This is a genomic window from Facklamia sp. P9177 (assembly GCF_050409585.1).
In the GTDB taxonomy this organism is placed as follows: Bacteria; Bacillota; Bacilli; order Lactobacillales; family Aerococcaceae; genus Facklamia.
In genome coordinates this window covers 65,686-86,072 of the sequence record NZ_JBNUPE010000004.1, presented here as the reverse complement: position 1 = coordinate 86,072, position 20,387 = coordinate 65,686, and the positions used below count along the sequence as shown (strand labels likewise).

Here is a 20,387-nt window from a genome sequence, read left to right as displayed (position 1 = left end):
GGCAAAATTTAAGGAGTGATCTTTTGAAAGACATTGTATCCATACTCTTGACTATCGCTTTAATCGCTGGTAGTAGTTATCATTTTTATAAAAGAAGTCGCAATCTTTTTGTAGAAGTAACTCAAAGCTACTGGATTTGGACTCAATTAATAACCATCGGTTTGTTAGTTTGGATTGGTTTTCAATTTGCAACTAGTAGGTGGCATTATTTATTGATTGCTTCAGCCATTCTTTATTTTATCTCGGGCCCATTAGCTAGAGGTATCTCAAAAAATGATTTTTCTATTTTCAGAGGAACTTTATCCGTAATGATTCCAATTTCTTTTGCAAAGGTCGATCGTGTTGTTTTAACTAGAGATCTTAAAAAAAACCGTATCAATCTATTAGGAAAAGCCAATAAGCAGTATTTTGCCCAATCTTTTCCTTTAAATGATGAAGGCAAACTAATCGCCCATTTAAAAGAAGCAAATATTGAAGTAGATGTTCAAGATGTTACACGTCCTTAAAGTAAAGTCAGACAATCATTGTCTGGCTTTTTGGAAGCTTAATTATAAATAATCTTTAGATTTTAACCAAAACACAACAACGATACTGATTATTAAGCTTAATAGAATTGTCATAAAAAATCCCGCTTCGCTATTTGCAAACGGAAGTGGTACATTCATTCCCCACAGTCCTCCAATAATTGTCGGAATCGTAAGAATAATCGTAATCGAGGTCAAAACTTTCATTACATTATTCAAATTATTGGAAATTACATTCGAGAATAGATCACTTAATTGACCGGTGATTCGCATCCCTTCATTAACCATTGATTCGGCCTGATACGACTCAATCAAGACATCATGCATTAAAGACTTCAAAGCAGGCACAGACTGAAAACTTTCATCCTGACTAATTTTTTCCAGAACTATTCGATTATTATGCACAGCTGTTTTTATATATGCCAAGCTTTTATCAAGTCTCATAAGACGGTAAAGTTCTTTATTTTGAGAAGAATACTCAATATCTTTTTGCATGTCTTCAATTTCATCATGCACCCAAGCTAAAACTTTAATGGTTTCGTTTTGAATTTTCCAAAAAACTTTCATTATCATCTCTTCATAGCTTAATTGAATATTTCGATCAAATTGTTTAAAAAGATCTGAAAAATACTGAGGATCTTCATTGAGACTCACAAACAACTGGTCTTCCACTTTTACTAGCGAAATAGCTCGTGTCTTGTATTCGCATTCTTCCAAATTATTAGATTGTGGTAGTAGGTATTGTAAAACGACTAGGTAAGTCGAATGCCCTTTGATATTAACCCCATCTTCTATACGCGCTATTTCAAAAGGATCGTTGACGCTTGTAAGGTAGTCGTTAGGAATGTTTAACTTTCCACAGATATTCTCCAACTCTTGCTCGGCTAACCCTTGAAATAATTGCCAATGAACATCTTTCACCATCTATTCAGTCTCCTTTAAATTGTTTAGAAATTTCATTTACTTGGTTTAAATTGCTCAAGAATGCTCTTTTTTATATTCAAACTATTTAATCGTTGACCCCACTTTATTATAAGTGAATTTTCACTTCAAATACTATTATATCACTCGCTAAATGTATAACCTTCAATTAACAAGCACTTGTCAAAAAAAATAAGATGCCCTAGAATAAAAAAGGAGGTTTTTTATGAAAAACACTTATACTTCAATCAAAACGCTCTTGCTCTGCGCCCTTACCGGATTAATAACTGGCTGTGTAATAGCAGCTTTTAATCTTCTTATCAATCATCTTGCAAATTTTTCATACTCCTTATTATCACTCTCGCATCAAAATATAACAAATCTTATTATTTATGCTTTGTTTATGCTAGGTCTGGGATTTTTTACCGCCTTTAGCTTAAAAATGGAACCAGCTATCGGAGGGTCAGGTGTCCCACGAATAAATGGCCTTCTTCACAAGCATTTAAATCAAAATGGGCTCACCGTTTTAATTTACAAATTTTTTGGTGGAATTGCTGCTATTGGCTCCGGCTTAACTCTAGGAAGAGGAGGCCCATCTATTCAAATCGGCTCTACTATCGGGCAAGTTGTGAGTAAGTTTTTTCATAGCGATTCTTCTATCAGTCGTTACCTAATAGCTGGTGCAGCAGGAGGAGGAATGGCGGCTACTTTCAATGCACCTTTATCAGGGCTATCTTTTATCTTAGAAGGTTTATTCTATAAAACAAGTAGGCAATTATTTATTTATGCCGGTATAATCGTGCTGCTTGCTAATCAAACAGCTAATAGTATTTTAGGAAATCAACCTTCTATTATTCTGCTTAGACAAGCAGAACTTCCAGATAATTTATTGATAACTTGTCTTGGTTTAGGGCTTATTACGGGTCTTTCTGGTGTATTGTTTAATTGGATAATAATCCAGGGAAAAGGTCTTTCACAGGTTTTAGCAATTCCTCAATGGCTAAAATCAATCCTACCTTTTATATTAACCGCTATTATACTCTATTTTGACCGTAATTTATTTGGTTCTGGAGCTAATTTAATAAGTTTCCCAATCGGCGCGAACCCTAATCCTAACTACCTATCTTATTTATATTCAATGAAGATATTATTATTAGCATTCGCTTTTTGTTCAGGCATGCCCGGTGGTATCTTTTTTCCATTATTATCTATTGGAGCTATATTAGGTAATCTCTATGGCAGTTTATTATACAATTTAGGATTGATTCCCTCTGACCTTATCATCTATCTTTCTTTATTTGCAATGAGTGGACATTTTGCTGCAATTGTCAGAGCACCCCTTTCTGGTATTTTTTTAATTCTTGAAATGACAGGTGTTTCTCTCCCATGGTTATTTCCTATCACCTTGGTTACTTATCTTAGCTACTTAGTCGCTGAGTTACTAGCAAGTCCTCCCATTTGTGAAAGCCTACTTGATCTGATATTACTTAATCAAACTCACTTCAATCATACAAAAAAGTCTGTTCCTCAATAAAGAGAAAACAGACTTTTTATATTACATGGTACATTTAAGGGGACCCCACTATGTTTGCTCAGTTTAAACGAACTATTCGTTTTAATGGATTAGTGATACTCTTTCCACAATAAATAAACTAAGGCAACAAAGAAGAGTAAGCCTGATACCTGCCATATAACATAGTTCATAATTGAAGCAATAACTAATTTACCAAAATCTTTACCTAGAGGGTAAAATCCTAAAAATTGGGTATCTGCGGTTGACCTCAAACGTTCTTTTAAAATATAAATAATTAACATAATAGCTAGTGGAAATAGAATGAAATTACTTAAAGCATCAAAGCCATTAATAGCAAAATAAATAAAAGAAGCAACAAAATTATAAATCCAAAAATTCTTTTCAACACTTTGCACATATATATTTAGTGGGATCATATTCATCTTCCTTTCTATGGTTTAATTATACTATTTTAAGTTTTCAAGCTAATCAGACTTAGGACCTAAAAGAAAAAGAAGCCATTATTTTTTTAATTCAACCACTCCTTGCGACTTTGCCAACTATAGTTGCTAGATAAGCAGCTAAGTCTTTTGATAAAATTAAGGAAAGTTTAAATAGTAGGAATTTATTATGACTATTGGTGAGCGTATTCAAACTTTAAGGAAGAAGCAAGGCTTGTCTCAAGAAGAACTGGCAAATAAAATTGATGTCTCGCGACAAGCTATTTCTAAATGGGAAAGTAATCAAAGTAATCCAGATCTCAAAAACATTGTAGCTTTGAGTGAAGTTTTTAAAACTTCAACAGACTCCATCCTAAAAGATAGTCTAGGCGATTTTCAAACTTTTCAAAGTAACAATCCACTCTTTATTCTAGCCTTTGCCTTAACTTTTTTCATTTTAGTTGGCGTTTGGGCTTATTCAGCGAACCGTTTTCGTGAGGATGAGATCTTTTAGATGGCTTTCTTGTCTGCAATAGCTGGGGGAAGTTTAGGGTATATTATACAAGTCATTTTACACAAGAATCGTAAAAATCAATAGAAAGACAACATTTAAGAAAAATCTTTAATGTTATCTTTCTTAATGAAACTCGCTTTAAAAATCTTTTTTGCTATAAGATCGAGTAGCTAATATGTAAGAAAGACTGAGTGATAGAATGATATAAACAGACAATGGCATGAGTAGTTCTTGAAAAGAAAATTGATTGGAAAAATTGATAAATGGAGTGAATAATGGTTCATTTAGAGCTCCTTCACTTTTAGCTAAAATAAAGAAAAAATAGAAAGACATTACACTAAATGTTTCGTAAAAAAATTTACCAATAACATAGTATAAAAAGTATGAAAATGAAATCGAACCTACTGAATAAGTAAAGGCAATAAAAACTTCAATAGGAAAATAGGCTTTGAATTCGGGTAAAAGATAATTTAGTAACATAAAACCAATAAAAAATAGCGTCCCCATCAAAATAGTGTAAACATATTTAGCTAAAACGATTTTTTCAGCCTCAATAGGTAAACTATTTAAAAGCACTCCCGATTTCTTAAAATTTTCCTTTTCATTCATAATTAGTGGGTACCAAACTGTCAAAACAACGGGACAAATGATTGGAATTTGAAATGAATCGGATAGAACACATCCCACAAAAAATATAGCCATAAAAATCAGTAAATTTTTTTTAGAATTTAAAATAAATTCTTTATGGATTAAAGCCTTCATACTATCTCCTTTCATCAAATAAATTAACCATTATCTCTTCAAGATTAGCCGGATCGATAATCACTTTTTCTCCAAATAATTCTTTAAATACCTCATAGTTTGCTGAAAGACCCTCAAAACCAACGGCTGTTTCTCGGCAATTAATTAATTGTCTTCTGAGCTCACCATCTAAAATTTCTTTAGGTCCCTTCACTATCCTATATTGGTTGAGGAGATAATCTTTTTCTTCATTAATAATCAGTTCTCCATAATGAATCATTGCAATATTATCAGATATTTTTTCTATATCCGCCATGATATGGCTTGAGAAAAAGACTGACTTATTGGCATCTTGAATAAAATCAAATAAGATATCTAGAACCTTACTCCTCACAATTGGATCTAATCCAGAAATTGGTTCGTCAAGAACGATTAAGAGTGGATCATGTGACAAGGCTATCGCTAAAGATAGCTCAACTTTCATACCGGTTGAAAGTTCTTCAATGATTTTATTTTTTGACAACCCAAATGATTTAATATGTGCCCAATAAGTCTCCCAATCCCAATTCTTATAGAAAGGAGCGATCATTTTACCCGTTTCTTCGACTGTTAAGTGATCATAGAAATAATTTTCCGCGTAAACAAAGCCTATCTGTTCTTTTATCGTTACCGAATCTTTTTTTAGATCCTTACCGAAAATTCTAATCGAACCGGATTCTGGTTTAATAAGCCCCATAATCATCTTGATAATGGTTGTTTTTCCGGAACCATTGGGTCCAACAAAACCCGTGACGTACCCCTTACGTATTCTTAAATCCAAGTTGTTAATTGAGAAATCAGTATATGTTTTTGAAACTTGATCCATTTCTATCACGAACTCTTCCATTATTAAACCTCCTTAAAAATCCTTTCGACCATTTCCTTTATCTCTTCTAAACTCAGTCCGATCATTTCACTTTCTTCTAATAACTTTCTAGTTAATTCTTCCATTCGTTTTAAGTATTTCCTACGAATAAAGTCGTGGTCTTGTTGAGCAATATAAGTTCCTTTACCGACGACTGAAGTAACATACCCTTCCCTTTCGAGGTCTTCATAGGCCCTCTTAGTAGTAATTACACTGACTTTTAACTCTTTAGCTAAGGCCCTTACCGAAGGAAGTAAATCCCCCTCATTCACATCGCCATTCAAGATAGATTGGATAATCTGTTGCTTAATTTGTTCGTAAATAGGCTTAGGATTTAGTTTTGATATCAAGATATTCATCGATTCACCTCGCCTTGTTGAATGTGTATATATACAGTATGCACACTCACTTTTAATCTTTCAAGTTATTTACAAAATAATCCCAATTCTTAAGTGGATAAGAATTGGGATTTTTTATTACTTTTTCATATAGGTCATTAATTGAAAATCTGCCGTTTGAACAAGTCCATTTTTTTTATAAAATTTTTGTGTTTTATCCGTATCATCGGTTAACAAAATGATTTGCCGTACCGCTTGATATTCTTTTAAAATTTTTTGCAATAATAGACTTCCAACACCCTGTCGTTGATAATTTTCAAGTACTAAAATATCTTGAATATAGATAATAGTTAGTCCATCTCCTACGACGCGAGCTAAGCCAACGAGTTGATCACCCTCCCAAGCAGTCCACACTTTTAAACTATTTTGAATGGCTTCTTCTAAGAGGTCTGGTTCTCTAGTATAGGCTGTCCAATGGACGTTTTCATATAAGAGCAACACTTGCTCAAATGGAAGCTGAACATCTTCTTTAATTTCTATTTTATTCATTAAAACCCTCCTTTAAATTATTAAACTTGAGAAAGTAATTTAATTTAACAACGAAAAATAGTCCTCACAAAACTGATTCCATTTAGCTTCATATTCATCATGTGCCAAAACTTTTAAATCATAAGGTGACAATATATTACGGGCTAATGCCTCTTTAACAAAATACTCCACCCACTTATCTGTAGCTGTTTCATAAACTTGAATATCTTTATAACCCTTCATCACAGCATAAACCAAACGTGTATGACCGTCTAAAGAAACCCATCTTTTGTTAATTTTTGTTACAGGTATTATGACATCTGCCTGATCTTTTATAAAAGTCGAGATAGCCTGCAATTTTTCTTTATCTACGTAGAACTGTGAAGGCTGAATTTAACGAAGTTCAAGTTGAAACAATTTCTGCGAAGGATATTGTTTGATAATCTTATCATTCAGGTCAATAAATGTATCAATAGGCTCAGCATAAAAACGAAAAGCTTCAATTAAGGCTGAAAAGTTATTATCATCTTTTCCTGTAAATCGAGCAGTATGACGATTAATAATCTGAACACTATATGGTTGATTATCGATTAAAAAGGCACCCTGCTGCTTTAAGATTTCTTCTTAAAGCGATTATCTTGATAATGATTTAACCGTCTTATTTCCATTGCACCCCTCCTATAAAATATCTAAATAAAATTGATTCCCAATATCTAAGCCTTTTTCAGTAAACCAAATACGCTCATGGTCATAATCAATCAAGCCTAACTTTTTATGTTTGGCCAAGATTTCCTGGTACTTGTCAATAAAGTCAATATTAAATCGCTGGTTAATCGCTGTGAATTCAAAACCTTCCAACAGGCGCATATTCAACATGATGAACTCTTTTTCGCGATCTTCTAAAGAAAGTTCTTCACTCATTTGGATAGGATATTTTCCTTGATCAATCATGCCGTAGTAATCATCAAAACGTCGATGATTAACATATCGTACTAAGTCCATATTTGAAGAAGCGCCTAATCCAAGTCCCAGGTAATTTTCTAATTGCCAATACTTCTTATTATGACGACTTTCAACCTCTCCCTTAGCAAAATTCGAAATTTCATATTGGTGGAAGCCATGCTTAGATAGTTCTGATTGGATATAATGGTACATTTCTCTTTCAATTTCATCATCTAAAACGCGCATCTGTCCGGTTAATACCCAACGTTGAAAAGGAGTGTTCTCTTTAATCATTAGGGAATAATAAGAAATATGATTAAGCGGTAATTCCATAGCTAATTCTATGTCCCTTTTTAAAACATCCATGTCCTGTTTAGGGTTAGCAAACATCAAATCAATTCCCAATTTCTTAACACCTAAGTCTTTTAATAAAGCAATCTTTTGATAGACTGTTTCACGATCATGTAAACGCCCCATCATTCTTAAGGTTGCATCATCAAAGGACTGGACTCCCATAGAAAAGCGATTAAACCCATATTTTAAATAGGTTTTTACTTTTTCTTCCGTGACAGATTCGGGATTCATTTCAATCGAAATCTCACAATCTGAAAGAATCACAAAATGACTCTGGATCCCTTCCATAATCTTAACCATCTGTTCAGCTTCTAAATAAGAAGGTGTTCCGCCACCAAAATAAATTGTGTCTAATTGATAGTTTCCACTATAAAGAGCCATTTCTTTAATTAAGTAGGTAACGTATTCATCCATTCTCTCTTCCATATCCACAAAGGTTAAAAAGTCGCAATAATGGCATTTCTTTTGACAGAAAGGGATATGTATATAGAGTCCAATTGTTTCTTGCATAGCTTCTCCCACCTTTAATTCTCTCATTCTACTATAACGAGTTTGATTTAAATTTAATAGTACTTATTCTTAAAAAAGAGAAGACGATTGCCTTCCCAAATACTCTACCAATGAAGAGTCACTTGATGTTCCATTTCAATTGAAGCATCCCCAAACAAATCGAGCAACCAACGGCCATAATCATTGAGTTGGTCCAAAATTAAACGCGCACGGTATATTTCAATCTCTAAAGGACGGCTATCTCCTAGGACATCCCATAAAGCATCTAAATTATGACCCGTGTAGTGGGGCAAATTTAATCGATCAATCAAATAGCAATAAGTCGTCTCCTTGTCTGTAAAGGCTTGGCCATCTAATATAATTTTCATACTCTTCATCCTTTCAATAAAGCTGCTTAAAACTATCATAATGATCGTCAGTGTAATAAATCAGCCCATCATTAGAATACACGATTCGTTCAGATCCACGATGGTGACTGTACCCTGCTTGAATATCAGCTTCATAGTATTGCCTTCCTTTTTTTTTAGGTAATTTACCCTCTCGATTGCCAAATCGATTGCCACCAATCACATAAATCGGATCAGCAGTTGACCAGTTTTGCTTAGTTGCCTCTTCCTTAGTTATATAATTAGCTGGCAATCGATTATATTGATGAATATAGGCAGCGACTTGTTCTAGATTATAATAAAACGCTTCTTCTTGAACGACCTCGCTCGTATTTTCTTGGTTAAGCCATGGATCTGTTTCAACTTTTAATTCTGTAAAACCCTCTCGGCTTGTTTTACTGGAATCACTTGCTAACTGTTCACTGACTGGTTCTTCAGTGAATTCTTGCAAAAACTCTTCAACTTGTAAGCAACCACTTAAAGAGATGGCTAGAAAAAGTATTAATAAGCTTAATAAATAGTTACATTTCGTTTTCATGCATTCCTCCAAAAAATATTTCAGCAACATATAGATACTAGCATACTTTTCGCATATTTATTCTTTTTATTTAAGAGTTAAAGTTTTTTAATTATCGGTAGATTCTGGATTACTTTCAGCAAACACCACCACATAGATCTTGATTTTTGCAAGACAGGATATATTTGCTACTCATATCCAATTACCATATAAAAAACGGTCGAGTATAAATACTCAACCGCATTTTATTCTCCCTATAATATAATCTACCGAACACCTCATGCATCCGATGAACGTGTATAAGTAGAATGTTTCTTAATTTCTAATATATCCTAAGCTCTCCCTAAGAAAAATGTAGTTAGTTCTTTTAGCAAATCTTATAATTATTCCGTTTCAAGAATACCACTCACAATATGGTCAACATTCCATTTGATCATTGTGATGTATGTATCTCCTTCTTCGCCTTCATTTGCTAATGAATCTGTAAAGATTTTCGATTTAACAGGAATTCCTGTTTCTTGAGAAACTGTCTCCATTGTTTTAGGATTGATTGATGTTTCAACAAATAAGGCTTTCACATCACGCTCATTAATAATATCTAAGATACGCTTCATTTGGTCAGGTGTTCCTTGATTATCTGTATTGATTTCCCAAATATAAGCTGCTTCAAAGCCATAGGCCTTAGAAAAGTATTTAAAAGCTCCTTCTGAAGTAACTAAGATTCGTTGATCTTCTGGAATTTTAGCAATTTCATCTTTTGCATATTGGTCTAGATCTTCTAATTCTTTGGTATAAGCTTCTTTATTTTTTAGATACTCTTCTTTATGCTCTGGATCAGCTTCAATTATTTTTTCAGCAATAAGATCAACATATTTAATGCCATTTTGTACGTCTAGCCAAGCATGAGGATCTTGCTCATTTTCTTTACCTTCAGCTGTTAAATGCATAGGTTCTACTTCTTCAGTCACCGCAAAAGCTACATCTTTTTTATCAGTTACATCAAGTAAATCATCAAACCAACCTTTCCCTGTTTCGAGGTTAAATCCGTTATAAAAAACGAGATCAGCTTCAGATACTTCTTGAGCATCTCCTGGTAACGGCTCATAGCTATGAGGGTCTGTTCCAATTGGCACTAAACTATAGACTTCTCCATGTTCTCCAACGATATTCTTAACCATATCAGCGATGATTGAATAACTTGCTACGATTTTTAGGCTTTTTTCTTCAGCGGCTTGGGCTTTTACCCCCCCTCCAATTCCTGATAAGATAGTAGATAATAATAGAGTCAATGCAATAAATTTTTTAAATATTTTCATGATACTTTTTCCTTTCTAAAAAAATTGTTTTTTGGTGAAACAAAAAATGAAATTAAGAAAACTAGTGAACCCAACAAGACAATTGCTGAACTCGTAGGCAGATTATTTTGGAAACTTATATATGTTCCGATTAGTCCCATTGAAGCTCCAATTATTGAGGCTAATAGAATCATATGGATTAGTTTATTTGTCCATAAATAGGAAGTCGCAGCTGGTATAACTAACATAGCAATAACCAACACAATTCCTACTTGGGAGAGTGAGGAGACAGTTACAACGGACAACATAAGCATTAATAAATAATGATAGAAATCCGTATTGAGTCCATATGCTTTCGAAACAACAGGATCGAAGGATGAAATTAATAACTCTTTATAAAAGAGACTTACAATAATAATCACAGCAACGAGTACCCAAAAAGATTGTTCTAACTCAGAATTCGGAACCGCTAAAATATTACCGAACAAGACGTGATTTAAATCGATTCCACTTCGTGCTTGACTAATTAAGATAATTCCTAAAGCAAAAAATGAACTTAAAATGATGCCAATCGCAGTATCACTTTTAATGTTAGATTTTTTTGAAATATATTGAATTAGAACAGCAGCAAAAATCCCAAAAAGCGATGCTCCAAACAACATATTAATACCAAACATATAGGAAAGAGCTACCCCAGGTAATACCGCATGCGATAATGCGTCTCCCATCAAGGCCATCTTTCTTAAAACAATAAAGCTACCTATAATTCCAGACACTACCCCTAAAAAAATTGCGGATAAACCTGCATTAATAACATAGGAAGGTAGGTCAAAGAGTTGAGAAAACACTTCTGTCATTTTAATCACCTAACCCTTTTATTTGAACATTTCCTAATGAGCCTCCGTAGGCTGCTTGAATATTCGCATTAGTAAACACTTCTTTAACTGCTCCCTCAGCGATGACTGATTTATTTAAAATTAAAAGTCGATCAAAGTATGACTGCACCTCATGAAGATCGTGATGGACCACTAATACCGATTTCCCATCACTGCGCAATTGCCTCAAAATGTCCACAATAATATTCTCACTTTTGAGATCAATCCCAACAAAAGGCTCATCTAAAAAGAAAACTTCTGCTTGTTGAGCCAGTGCTCGAGCAATAAACACCCTTTGTAGCTGACCACCAGATAGATTACTAATTTGTTTTTTTCGAATATCCTCAATCACTACTTGCTCCAAACAGTAATCCACAATTTCTCTTTCCTTCTTACCTGGTCTTTTAAACAATGGTAAATTAGGGTAAGTTCCTGTTAAAACAGTATCTTCAACTGTAATGGGAAAAGTTAAGTCTAAGTCACTTTTTTGAGGAACATAGGCAATTTTTCTTAATTTATTTTTAATGTCCTCGCCATTATAAGTCACTTTTCCACTGCTAGGAATAATTCCTAACATTGCTTTCATTAAGGTTGATTTTCCAGCGCCATTCGGCCCTATAATACCCTCACTGTATCCAAATGGGATATCAAGGTTCACATCGACTAGTGCTTTGTGCCCAAAATAATCAACATTCAAATGTTTAATTTGAATCATATATATATACTCCTTTCTTCACTAGTAAGAGTGTACACTATTTTTTAACTTTAAGCAATAAATTATTTAGGAGGGTCTAATATTTTTGTTTTGTGATTGCTATATCATAATTTTGTTTGGTGAAAAACTATTTTAGTCTAGTTAATTGTAGTTGTGTTATACTAAATTTACTAAGAAAATTCACTAAGAAAGACTAAGGTATTAAAAGCTTATGAAAGAGGGAGAGATAATGAAACGATCCAATGTCAAAGAAAACTATCTTAAAGCGATTTTCAGTTTGAACGGTAGTGAAGAATATGTTTCAAATAAATTAATTGCGGACAGCTTAAATATTTCAGCTCCGTCTGTAACCGATATGATTAGCCGATTAGTTGAAGACAATCTTGTTGAATCCATCGCCTATAAAGGAGTGCGTTTAACCAGACAAGGATTAGAAAGTGCGATTAAGGTTGTGCGTAAACATCGCATTGCCGAACTTTTTTTAATGAAAATCTTAAAATATGACATCACGCAAGTTCACAACGATGCTGAAACCATTGAACATTTAGAAAGTGACTATTTTTTTGATAAATTAGAAAAACTGCTAGATTATCCAAAATTTTGTCCTCATGGAAGTATTATTCCCACAATTGATAATTATCAAGAAGTTTATCGGACACCTCTATCATCATTTAGTGAAGGTGACCACCTAGTGTTTCGTCGCTGTATCGATAAACATGAACTACTAGAATACTTACAACAAATTAATCTTGAATTAAATCAAAGAATTCACCTAGATAAGATTGATGACACAAATCGTATTTTTATTTTTTCATATAACGATGATCAAACAGCCTATTTTAGTTTCGATATGGCAGAATTGATTTTCTGCGAAAAAATTTAATTTCTAAGACTATTAAAGATGAGTCTATTGGCAAATAAAATATACCCACTTTCGCATCCTATCACCATAAAAAAACGCTGGATAACTTCCAGCGTTTTTAATTTATTTAAGTGTTTGATAAGTAAATCCAGCCGGCAAGAATATAGCCTGTCTTTGATTTAAATCTTCGATGTCATCAAAAACTATTGAATAAACCATTTGATTTTGAGCGGATTGAATGGTCAACCTTCTTGATGGACTATCATAAGCAGATAAATAAACAGTATGTGTGTAAGAATGATATTTTTTGTTAGGAATAAAGCCTTTAGGTAAAGCAACAGAAGATAAGACGCGGTAAAGATTGCCAAAGGCAGACTGACTGTCATGATTATCAAGTGTTTGATATGCTAGATAATAAGCTTTTAAAAAACGTGATTTTGGATCATATCCACCAGGTAGGTCTTTAGCAGCATTAAATTGGTTCAAATTTTCTTGATTAAAAGTAGTTTGCAAGAGTTTTTGATGAGAAGGAAATTTTGGTGCATTGGTCATGACGCCATAAGGATTTTGGTAGACTTTTAGTTTTTTCTTTTCAGGCTCAACCACAATGCAGTTTTGCTGACTGTCTGAAAACATAAAGTGGAAAATTGGTGTGATGACTTTATTTCCATTCATATCATGACTTGAGATGTGAACGGTCGGTAAAATCGCTAAGACTTCATCAACATTGCGACAATTACCTAAGATATAATTCATAAAATAAAAAGCAGAAACATTGTTCTTCTTTTTATCTACTTGATTATCATATAAGCCAAATCCTCCAAAATCATTGGTGATTCCAATCAGACCATGCTCATTGACCCCATCCTTTAAAGGGTCCATATTTCGAAAACCAACTCCAAGCATCTTATATTGAGAATGGTGAAAGCCGCCTAGCAAATTTTCAGCTACCGGATACCCCTTAGGCAAGTAAAGTATATTGTAGTCAACGGGTGCTTCCAGATCCATTGTTCGTCCTGCAACATGTCCGCCGGGGTAATTAATTTTAATTCCTGTACACATAGATATTTCCTTTCTATCTTTAGTATCAACCGACTAAATGATCAGCTCGAATTCTCAGTATAGCATTATTAGATCCGATAAGCGTTAAAAGTGCTTTTAAAAGATTGTTACTTTAAAAATTAAATAACAGAAGGCTTAGCTATGACGATTAGAAACTTCATATATTATAATCCATCACATTTCTCATTTAATTAGGACACATTATTGTCCAGTCAATTCCCAATAATAGCAGAGTATTAATCATTTTTGGCTGAGAAACTGTCTAAAAGTTGCTAGCTTCGATAAAATAGTAATCATTCTGAGGCAAAGTCACTGGAGTGAAGTCTATGAGATTGTGTGCAATCTCATATTATGAAAAACTTCTGAAAACAGTAGATAAAATAAAATCTGAAAGCTTGAACTTTATTTTAACCACAGGAGGGGGGCAGTCATTGGTGGGAGTAATTTATGACTGCTGCTTTTAATGGTGATCCTATCGATACCTTCTCAATCATCATTAGTAAAGTTTTAACGGTTAAAAAGATCAGACGAGAAGAAAAAACAGCTATTGAAACCACACGCAATTTCTTCCAGCCAATTGGATTGCCTGCTAGCTTACAGAAATTGATCTTAAAGCATAATATATCAACTATCTAGTCAATTAACTTGAGGCCAATAAATTTACTAAAATTGGTGAACACAAAAATCATACGTTGAAAGTATCCAGAGCAATCTATAAAAAAGCTTTAAACTAGATAAAAACAGCCACATCAAAGTGGCTATAAGGTGATTCCAAAAAGTTAGAGTTAAAAACTAACTTTTAATGAATTCTTTTTTTCTAATTTTAAAGTATTTTAGTATTAGCTTCTATATTATTAGGTATTTTTGTCTTTCTTTGGTATAAGGAAAGTGATGAATGAAAAAAGAAGTTTTATAAAATAGCTGGTATTCTTACGGCTGTTATAAGTTTACTCACTTATTTACCTTTATTTGGTGTCTGTCCTCAGAGTATTCAAGCTAGTTAGCTGTCTTAAGTTGTAAAGTTAATATTTGTTTAAAGTAGTTTTCAGCTTTTGAGAGCTACTTTTATTTTTTGATATTAAGTAAATAATTATCTATCACGTAGTTCTTGTTTTTTTGCTTCTTCCTCCTTGGCTTTAGTTATCTTATATTCTAGTGTTTCTTTGTACTTGCTATCTATCAAAGCTTCCTCGTATCTTTCTTTTACTATTTTTTGTACGTCTTCTATCGATTTAGCAGACTTTCTCTTTACATCGTAAAAATCTTCATTATTTGCTGGTTTAAAAGCTGGTGTATCTTCTTTTTTAGGTTTAACCTTCTTCTTAACTTTTTTGTTGTTTGTGTAGGTTCTTCTTTGAACAGATCGCTATAATCTTTGTTTCCGTCGTTTTCTACCACTTGTACGTTTATTAGAGACGTTTGTGTGATTGGTGAGCGTTTTATTGCTGACGATTTCTTTTGTGCAGTTTTCTTTCCTGCGGGCTTTGGTTGACCTTGCGTATTTCATTCAATAGCTAAGTGAAGTTTTTCTTTAGCATAAAGAGTTCCCAATTTATCAGCTCTTATTTTTTGCTCTATAAAATCTTCGTCTATAATTAATAGGATAAATTACCATGCTTTCGTTCCCTCGCATCTACTTTATAATTTAATAATATATCCTCTTTAAACTTCTTCATGGTCACAACTTCAGAATTGGCTAGGGATTCTAGGATTCTCTCTTAAATCGTCTTTCCAAACACATTTACCCTTGTCAGCTGTTTTAATTTCGCTAATCATTCTACAATTAATCGCTTTATCTTTTGATAAGTAATTACATTCGCACCAAATTCTCCTAGTATTTCGTCGTGCTTAGGCTGTATATTTACCCAACGATTATTAGATCTTGATAGTTTGATACACCAATTGGATTCGGGTTGTTTATAACAATGTGATTATATAGGAATGCATTTTCGTTGTCTGCTTGTGTAACTACTAAAACTTGTCGACCAGGGAACAGCCTTTGCCCCGTTTCTAAGTCTAGCTCATGAACTTTCTTTATGTCTTCGGGATTATCTACTATAAATTCACCTCTTGAAAACGATGGAATAGCGTTATAAGTTTGAACATTTTACCCTCATTAACATTGAAGCTATCCCACACTTTAGAAAAGATTCTAAAGCAGTTTCTGATAAACAATTAATTCCTGAAGCTTGCAAAACTCAATCCATATCTTCGCGATGGCTCTTTTCTTCCATCGCTTGTCACCCTTTTCCTTTTCTATTACTACCTTTAATCGCCAGTCAAAATTATCTTTAGACATACATATGACCTCCTAATTCCGTATCCGGATTTAGGAGGTCAGTACACTTTGAGAGTCCTTTTTAATATTATTTATAAGTTTTCTTCCGTTTTTTACTATAGTTCTGAAAGAATTTTAAGTGTATCCAGCACTTGTCCTTCTACTCGGTTATTAAGATCATTTAATTCTGAACCCATGACAACCACTATATATTCTTTACCATCTTTTTCAGCTAAAGTGGCCCAGCATAAACCGGCTCCATAGGTAGTACCAGATTTGCCACCAGTAATCTCAAAACCGTCTTGATAAAATTCCCGCAATTTTTTGAAAACAGTACTTTCCATATAAACACCTGAGGGATGGGCATTAGTTGCCGTCGATAAATAGTCTTTACGTTTAAAGATTGCTTCAAAATGACCATTTTTTAAAGCTTCTTTCAATAACATAGCGATTTCCTTAGCAGTAGTTACTTGACCTACTTGATCCATGCCATCCACGCTTTTAAACTTAGTTTTTTTTAATTTTAATTCTTCAGCTTTTTCATTCATCCACTTAATAAAAGTCTTTTTGGATCCGGCTACATTAAGTGCTAATGAATTTGCACTTTCAGCTCCTGAAGGAAGCATGGTGCCATAGAGCAAATCACGAAAAGTGGTTGACTCATAAGGATAATAACCCGCCATAGCTGCGCCTTCTTCTATGGCCTGATAGTAACTGGCTTCATCCACTGGAGCATAGGCTGATAGATTATCGATATGTTCTAGTGCAACAAGTGTTGTCATAATTTTTACTAAGGAAGCAGGTTTACGAGAGACGTTGGCTTTTAAAGACAACTCGGTTTTGTCTTCTGTTAAATTATAAACATAAATACTTTTAGAATAGTAAGTCTCCAAAGCCAGGACTTGATATGGATACAAAAGATTTACAAGACTGATCAGTGTAAGTATTATTATCGATTTTTTAAAAAAAGATAAATCTCGCATCCAAAACGCCCTCTCTATTTTATTATTTCTTTTTTAGAGTCTCATACTTTTCAAAGTCGGTCAAGTCAAGAACGGAAATTTCTATTTTAATTCAAAAACAGCCTAAACCAATATAAAGAGTAGAGCTGTTAGTTATTAATTTTTTTGAAATTTAACTTTGGCCTGAGCAATTTCTCTTTGAATAACTAGTCGCTCTTCATCAGATACTTTATCACAGGAACATCCTACTATATTGGTGGATGTTTTAACATTCAATCCGGCCAAAGGACAATCCGTTACAGTGCAAGATGTCCACTTGTTCTTTCCGGCTTTAAAAGATTACCATTCTTTTTTAGGAGATAAATTAAACCTCCTACAATTATGAAAAGAATCATAAAGGTTTTAAAATTCATTAACAGAAATGAAAAGAACAACTCAATGAAAGAATTCTGATAAAACTATTGAATCTAATTCAATGCTTTTTTTAACTTATAATGCCCTATTCACTACAATAACCAGTGGGATTCCTAACTCTAATAATTGGATAGTTAAATAAAAACTTCTTTCAAATCTATTCCCATCTACTACATTTAAATCATATCAGCCTGCTCATCTAATAGATAATCGTGTGACAAAGTTTCCTTTATATAGGAAGGTAAAAAAATGCCTGGTAAATCAACAATGACCGTGGTAGGATTCGTTTAAAATTAGCCCTCTTTTTATCAATCGTCACGCCCGGCCAATTTCCGACCTTTTGATTAGATCCGGTGAGCAGATTAAAAAGTGTGGTCTTCCCACAGTTAAGATTAGCTAATAAGGTAATTTTACGCATGCTTCGCTCCTCCCGATAAAAGGGTTGTTTAAATTAATTCAGCTTCACTCTTACGAATCGAAAGTTGATAACCTCTCACTCGAATTTCGAGTGGATCTCCTAAAGGTGCCAATTTAACAAGCTCAATGATTGCATTTTTGCAATTCCCATATCCCTAATGCACTTTCTAAATTAAGTTTCACTTTCTACTTTTATAAGCTTCGCTCTCGATTTGACTTTCAGCTGACTAAAAGCTACAAAATCTTCATTATCATAAGATAACATTTCGATCGTCACACTTTTAGCAAATTACAGACTGACTGCAAGACACATTCCTTATCAACTTCACACTCTTAATTTATACTAAAACCATTCAATAAATAATAAAACAATGCGAAATGTAAAATTCGAGACAAAATGCTTGCATTTTCTGTTCATTCATGTTAAATTTAATTCGAATTCGAGATAACAAAATCGAATCTTATTAAATGCTTTGACTCTCTAAATTTAAAGGAGGAAATTTTATGAACAACTTATTAGGAATCCACCACGTGACAGCTATGACAAATAGCGCAGAAAGAAACTATGACTTTATGACAAAAACTTTAGGCTTACGTTTGGTTAAGAAAACAGTTAACCAAGATGATATCCATACTTATCACACTTTTTTTGCTGATGACCGTGGAAATGCTGGTACGGATGTAACTTTCTTTGATTTTCCTAACTTACCAGAAGGCGTTAAAGGAACAAACTCAATTTCCCGTATTGGTTTGCGTGTAAAATCTGATGAGGCTTTAGAATATTACTTAAAACGTTTTGAAGAAAAAAATGTTAAACATGAAGGTATTAAAGAATTATTTGGTAGCAAAGTATTAGCTTTTGAAGAAGAAGATGGCCAAGCCTATCAAATCTTCTCAGATGAAAATAATGAGGGTATCCCTGGAGGAATTCCTTGGAAAAACGGTCCTATTCCTGAAGAATTTGCTATTTACGGCCTTGGGCCTGTTGAAATTACTGTCGGTTACTTTGAAGAATTCAAAGCTGCCTTAACAACTATCTATGAAATGCGTATTGTCGAAGAACATGACGATGTTGCACTCTTAGAAGTTGGTGAAGGCGGACACGGTGGTCAAGTTATTCTACGCAAAGACGTTGAAACTCCACAAGTGCAGCAAGGTTATGGACTTGTTCACCACGTATCCTTCCGAGTAGCTGATGACGAAGCGATTCAAGCTTGGGCAGATCGTTACCAAAAATTAGAAATTGGAAATTCTGGTTTGGTTGATCGCTATTACTTTAAGGCTTTATACGCTCGCATCGGTCACATTTTAATTGAAATCTCTACTGATGGACCTGGCTTTATGGGAGACGAATCTTATGAGAATCTGGGTGAAATCTTATCTTTACCACCATTCTTAGAAGGTCAAAGAGAATCAATCGAAAGTCAAGTTCGCCCATTTGATACTGTTTGGAAAGGGGAATAAATCATGGTTGATAAAATTCAAAGTATTCATCATATTAGTGCCATAGTGGGTAATGTGCAAGAAAACTACGATTTTTATACAAAAGTCCTCGGTTTAAAACTTGTTAAGCAAACTGTCAATTTTGATGACCCTTCTGTTTATCATACCTATTTTGCGAATTCGAAGGTTGATAATGGAACAATTATGACCTTCTTCCCATGGGATAATGACCATAAAGGGACAAAAGGCGGGGGGCAAGTCGGAAGAATTGCTTTTTCTATCCCTAAGGGCAGCCTCACAGCTTGGCAAAATCAATTAGAAAAACATGAGATTACTTATCATAAGAGTAATATGTTCTCTGCAGCCACTTTAGAATTTTCAGATCCTCATGATCTAGATATTGCTTTAGTCGAAGCTGAGACAAGCTCAGACAATAATGAAATTATCGGTTTCTATGGCTTGGTACTCCTATCTACCAACCCTCAAGGGACTCTTGACTTGTTAACACGTGAAATGGGGGCCAAATTGGTTGAAGAAGCTGACGAATACCTACACATCGAATTAAGTGGACCTGAAAAACACCGTGTGTTACTTTTAAAAAAGGCACAACCACTAGGACGTTTTGGCATAAGCACTGTTCATCATGTAGCCTGGTCAGTTGATCGATTGACTGACCTTCAAGCTTGGCATGACCATTTAAAAGAAGCGAATTATCATCTGACTCCTGTCAAAGATCGTAAATACTTTAAATCGATTTATTTAAGAGAAAAAGGTGGCATCATTTTCGAATTTGCTACTAAAGAACCTGGCTTCCAAGTAGATGAAGATTTCGATCATTTAGGTAGTCAATTAAAACTACCTGAACAGTTTGAGTCTAAGCGTTCAGAAATCGAGTCATCTTTACCTAAATTTATAGTAGATTAGGCGAGTAG

General features: G+C 33.8%; 24 protein-coding genes and 3 pseudogenes. 7 read left to right on the top strand and 20 right to left on the bottom strand.

The window, feature by feature from the left end:
* Positions 1-23: 23 nt before the first annotated feature.
* Positions 24-506, top strand: coding sequence for a hypothetical protein (locus tag ACQV18_RS03240; RefSeq protein ID WP_428872744.1), 483 nt, complete (start codon positions 24-26; stop codon positions 504-506).
* Positions 507-548: 42 nt separating this feature from the next.
* Here the strand turns inward: ACQV18_RS03240 and ACQV18_RS03235 are convergent, their stop codons facing one another.
* Positions 549-1,448: a magnesium transporter CorA family protein gene (locus tag ACQV18_RS03235; RefSeq protein WP_428892567.1), complete on the bottom strand. Its 900-nt coding sequence runs from the start codon at positions 1,446-1,448 to the stop codon at positions 549-551.
* 223 nt (positions 1,449-1,671) lie between these two features.
* Between ACQV18_RS03235 and ACQV18_RS03230 the strand changes: the two genes are divergently transcribed.
* Positions 1,672-2,979 (top strand): ClC family H(+)/Cl(-) exchange transporter, encoded by a 1,308-nt coding sequence (locus ACQV18_RS03230; protein WP_428874901.1) that lies wholly within the window; start codon positions 1,672-1,674, stop codon positions 2,977-2,979.
* A gap of 89 nt (positions 2,980-3,068) precedes the next feature.
* Here the strand turns inward: ACQV18_RS03230 and ACQV18_RS03225 are convergent, their stop codons facing one another.
* Positions 3,069-3,395 (bottom strand): hypothetical protein, encoded by a 327-nt coding sequence (locus ACQV18_RS03225; protein WP_428872741.1) that lies wholly within the window; start codon positions 3,393-3,395, stop codon positions 3,069-3,071.
* Between the two features lie 193 nt (positions 3,396-3,588).
* Here ACQV18_RS03225 and ACQV18_RS03220 point away from each other — a divergent pair, with 193 nt between their 5' ends.
* Complete coding sequence (locus tag ACQV18_RS03220; RefSeq protein ID WP_428892566.1) at positions 3,589-3,912, top strand: helix-turn-helix domain-containing protein; 324 nt, start codon at positions 3,589-3,591, stop codon at positions 3,910-3,912.
* A 138-nt stretch (positions 3,913-4,050) separates the two neighbouring features.
* Here ACQV18_RS03220 and ACQV18_RS03215 read toward each other — a convergent pair whose 3' ends face one another.
* The 11 genes from ACQV18_RS03215 to ACQV18_RS03165 form a co-directional block, all read right to left on the bottom strand.
* A complete protein-coding gene (locus tag ACQV18_RS03215) occupies positions 4,051-4,674 on the bottom strand; it encodes an ABC-2 transporter permease (protein ID WP_428892565.1) in 624 nt (207 codons plus the stop codon).
* A gap of 1 nt (position 4,675) precedes the next feature.
* Positions 4,676-5,539: an ABC transporter ATP-binding protein gene (locus ACQV18_RS03210; protein WP_428892564.1), complete on the bottom strand. Its 864-nt coding sequence runs from the start codon at positions 5,537-5,539 to the stop codon at positions 4,676-4,678.
* Positions 5,540-5,541: 2 nt separating this feature from the next.
* Positions 5,542-5,916 (bottom strand): GntR family transcriptional regulator, encoded by a 375-nt coding sequence (locus ACQV18_RS03205; RefSeq protein ID WP_428892563.1) that lies wholly within the window; start codon positions 5,914-5,916, stop codon positions 5,542-5,544.
* Positions 5,917-6,033: 117 nt separating this feature from the next.
* Positions 6,034-6,444 carry a GNAT family N-acetyltransferase gene (locus ACQV18_RS03200; RefSeq protein ID WP_428892562.1) on the bottom strand — a complete coding sequence of 137 codons (411 nt, stop codon included), beginning with the start codon at positions 6,442-6,444 and terminating at the stop codon, positions 6,034-6,036.
* 39 nt (positions 6,445-6,483) lie between these two features.
* Positions 6,484-6,780 (bottom strand): hypothetical protein, encoded by a 297-nt coding sequence (locus tag ACQV18_RS03195; RefSeq protein ID WP_428892561.1) that lies wholly within the window; start codon positions 6,778-6,780, stop codon positions 6,484-6,486.
* A gap of 321 nt (positions 6,781-7,101) precedes the next feature.
* Positions 7,102-8,229, bottom strand: a complete 1,128-nt coding sequence (gene hemW / locus ACQV18_RS03190) for a radical SAM family heme chaperone HemW (protein WP_428892560.1) — start codon at positions 8,227-8,229, stop codon at positions 7,102-7,104.
* Positions 8,230-8,333: 104 nt separating this feature from the next.
* Positions 8,334-8,597 carry a barstar family protein gene (locus ACQV18_RS03185; protein ID WP_428872727.1) on the bottom strand — a complete coding sequence of 88 codons (264 nt, stop codon included), beginning with the start codon at positions 8,595-8,597 and terminating at the stop codon, positions 8,334-8,336.
* Positions 8,598-8,610: 13 nt separating this feature from the next.
* The gene (locus ACQV18_RS03180) at positions 8,611-9,153 is read right to left on the bottom strand and encodes a ribonuclease domain-containing protein (RefSeq protein WP_428872726.1); all 543 of its coding nucleotides are present in this window, start codon (positions 9,151-9,153) and stop codon (positions 8,611-8,613) included.
* A 362-nt stretch (positions 9,154-9,515) separates the two neighbouring features.
* Positions 9,516-10,448, bottom strand: a complete 933-nt coding sequence (locus ACQV18_RS03175) for a metal ABC transporter solute-binding protein, Zn/Mn family (protein ID WP_428892559.1) — start codon at positions 10,446-10,448, stop codon at positions 9,516-9,518.
* Positions 10,445-11,284 (bottom strand): iron chelate uptake ABC transporter family permease subunit, encoded by an 840-nt coding sequence (locus ACQV18_RS03170; protein WP_428892558.1) that lies wholly within the window; start codon positions 11,282-11,284, stop codon positions 10,445-10,447. The genes ACQV18_RS03175 and ACQV18_RS03170 overlap by 4 nt, the downstream gene beginning before the upstream one ends.
* Before the next feature lies 1 nt (position 11,285).
* Entirely contained in the window at positions 11,286-12,017 is a 732-nt protein-coding gene (locus ACQV18_RS03165; protein WP_428874908.1) for a metal ABC transporter ATP-binding protein, read from the bottom strand.
* Between the two features lie 229 nt (positions 12,018-12,246).
* Between ACQV18_RS03165 and ACQV18_RS03160 the strand changes: the two genes are divergently transcribed.
* Positions 12,247-12,900: a metal-dependent transcriptional regulator gene (locus tag ACQV18_RS03160; protein ID WP_428885247.1), complete on the top strand. Its 654-nt coding sequence runs from the start codon at positions 12,247-12,249 to the stop codon at positions 12,898-12,900.
* Between the two features lie 102 nt (positions 12,901-13,002).
* Here the strand turns inward: ACQV18_RS03160 and ACQV18_RS03155 are convergent, their stop codons facing one another.
* The gene (locus ACQV18_RS03155) at positions 13,003-13,941 is read right to left on the bottom strand and encodes a linear amide C-N hydrolase (protein WP_428892557.1); all 939 of its coding nucleotides are present in this window, start codon (positions 13,939-13,941) and stop codon (positions 13,003-13,005) included.
* Positions 13,942-14,388: 447 nt separating this feature from the next.
* On the opposite strand from ACQV18_RS03155, the gene ACQV18_RS03150 reads away from it, so the two are divergent.
* Positions 14,389-14,577, top strand: a complete 189-nt coding sequence (locus ACQV18_RS03150; RefSeq protein WP_428872720.1) for a hypothetical protein — start codon at positions 14,389-14,391, stop codon at positions 14,575-14,577.
* Between the two features lie 1,225 nt (positions 14,578-15,802).
* Here the strand turns inward: ACQV18_RS03150 and ACQV18_RS03145 are convergent.
* From ACQV18_RS03145 to ACQV18_RS03120, 6 genes and pseudogenes are all read right to left on the bottom strand, one after another.
* Positions 15,803-16,033 (bottom strand): annotated as a pseudogene (locus tag ACQV18_RS03145) (hypothetical protein); the annotation flags it as partial.
* Between the two features lie 60 nt (positions 16,034-16,093).
* Positions 16,094-16,240, bottom strand: coding sequence for a hypothetical protein (locus ACQV18_RS03140; RefSeq protein WP_428875785.1), 147 nt, complete (start codon positions 16,238-16,240; stop codon positions 16,094-16,096).
* A gap of 95 nt (positions 16,241-16,335) precedes the next feature.
* Positions 16,336-17,202 carry a D-alanyl-D-alanine carboxypeptidase family protein gene (locus ACQV18_RS03135; protein ID WP_428892556.1) on the bottom strand — a complete coding sequence of 289 codons (867 nt, stop codon included), beginning with the start codon at positions 17,200-17,202 and terminating at the stop codon, positions 16,336-16,338.
* A 468-nt stretch (positions 17,203-17,670) separates the two neighbouring features.
* A pseudogene (locus tag ACQV18_RS03130) lies at positions 17,671-17,763 on the bottom strand (hypothetical protein); the annotation flags it as partial.
* 61 nt (positions 17,764-17,824) lie between these two features.
* A complete protein-coding gene (locus tag ACQV18_RS03125) occupies positions 17,825-18,013 on the bottom strand; it encodes a FeoB small GTPase domain-containing protein (RefSeq protein WP_428881659.1) in 189 nt (62 codons plus the stop codon).
* Between the two features lie 28 nt (positions 18,014-18,041).
* Positions 18,042-18,161: pseudogene (locus ACQV18_RS03120) on the bottom strand (FeoA family protein); the annotation flags it as partial.
* 355 nt (positions 18,162-18,516) lie between these two features.
* Here ACQV18_RS03120 and ACQV18_RS03115 point away from each other — a divergent pair.
* Positions 18,517-19,476 (top strand): VOC family protein, encoded by a 960-nt coding sequence (locus ACQV18_RS03115; RefSeq protein ID WP_428892555.1) that lies wholly within the window; start codon positions 18,517-18,519, stop codon positions 19,474-19,476.
* A gap of 3 nt (positions 19,477-19,479) precedes the next feature.
* Positions 19,480-20,379, top strand: a complete 900-nt coding sequence (locus ACQV18_RS03110) for a VOC family protein (protein ID WP_428872714.1) — start codon at positions 19,480-19,482, stop codon at positions 20,377-20,379.
* Positions 20,380-20,387: the final 8 nt, after the last annotated feature.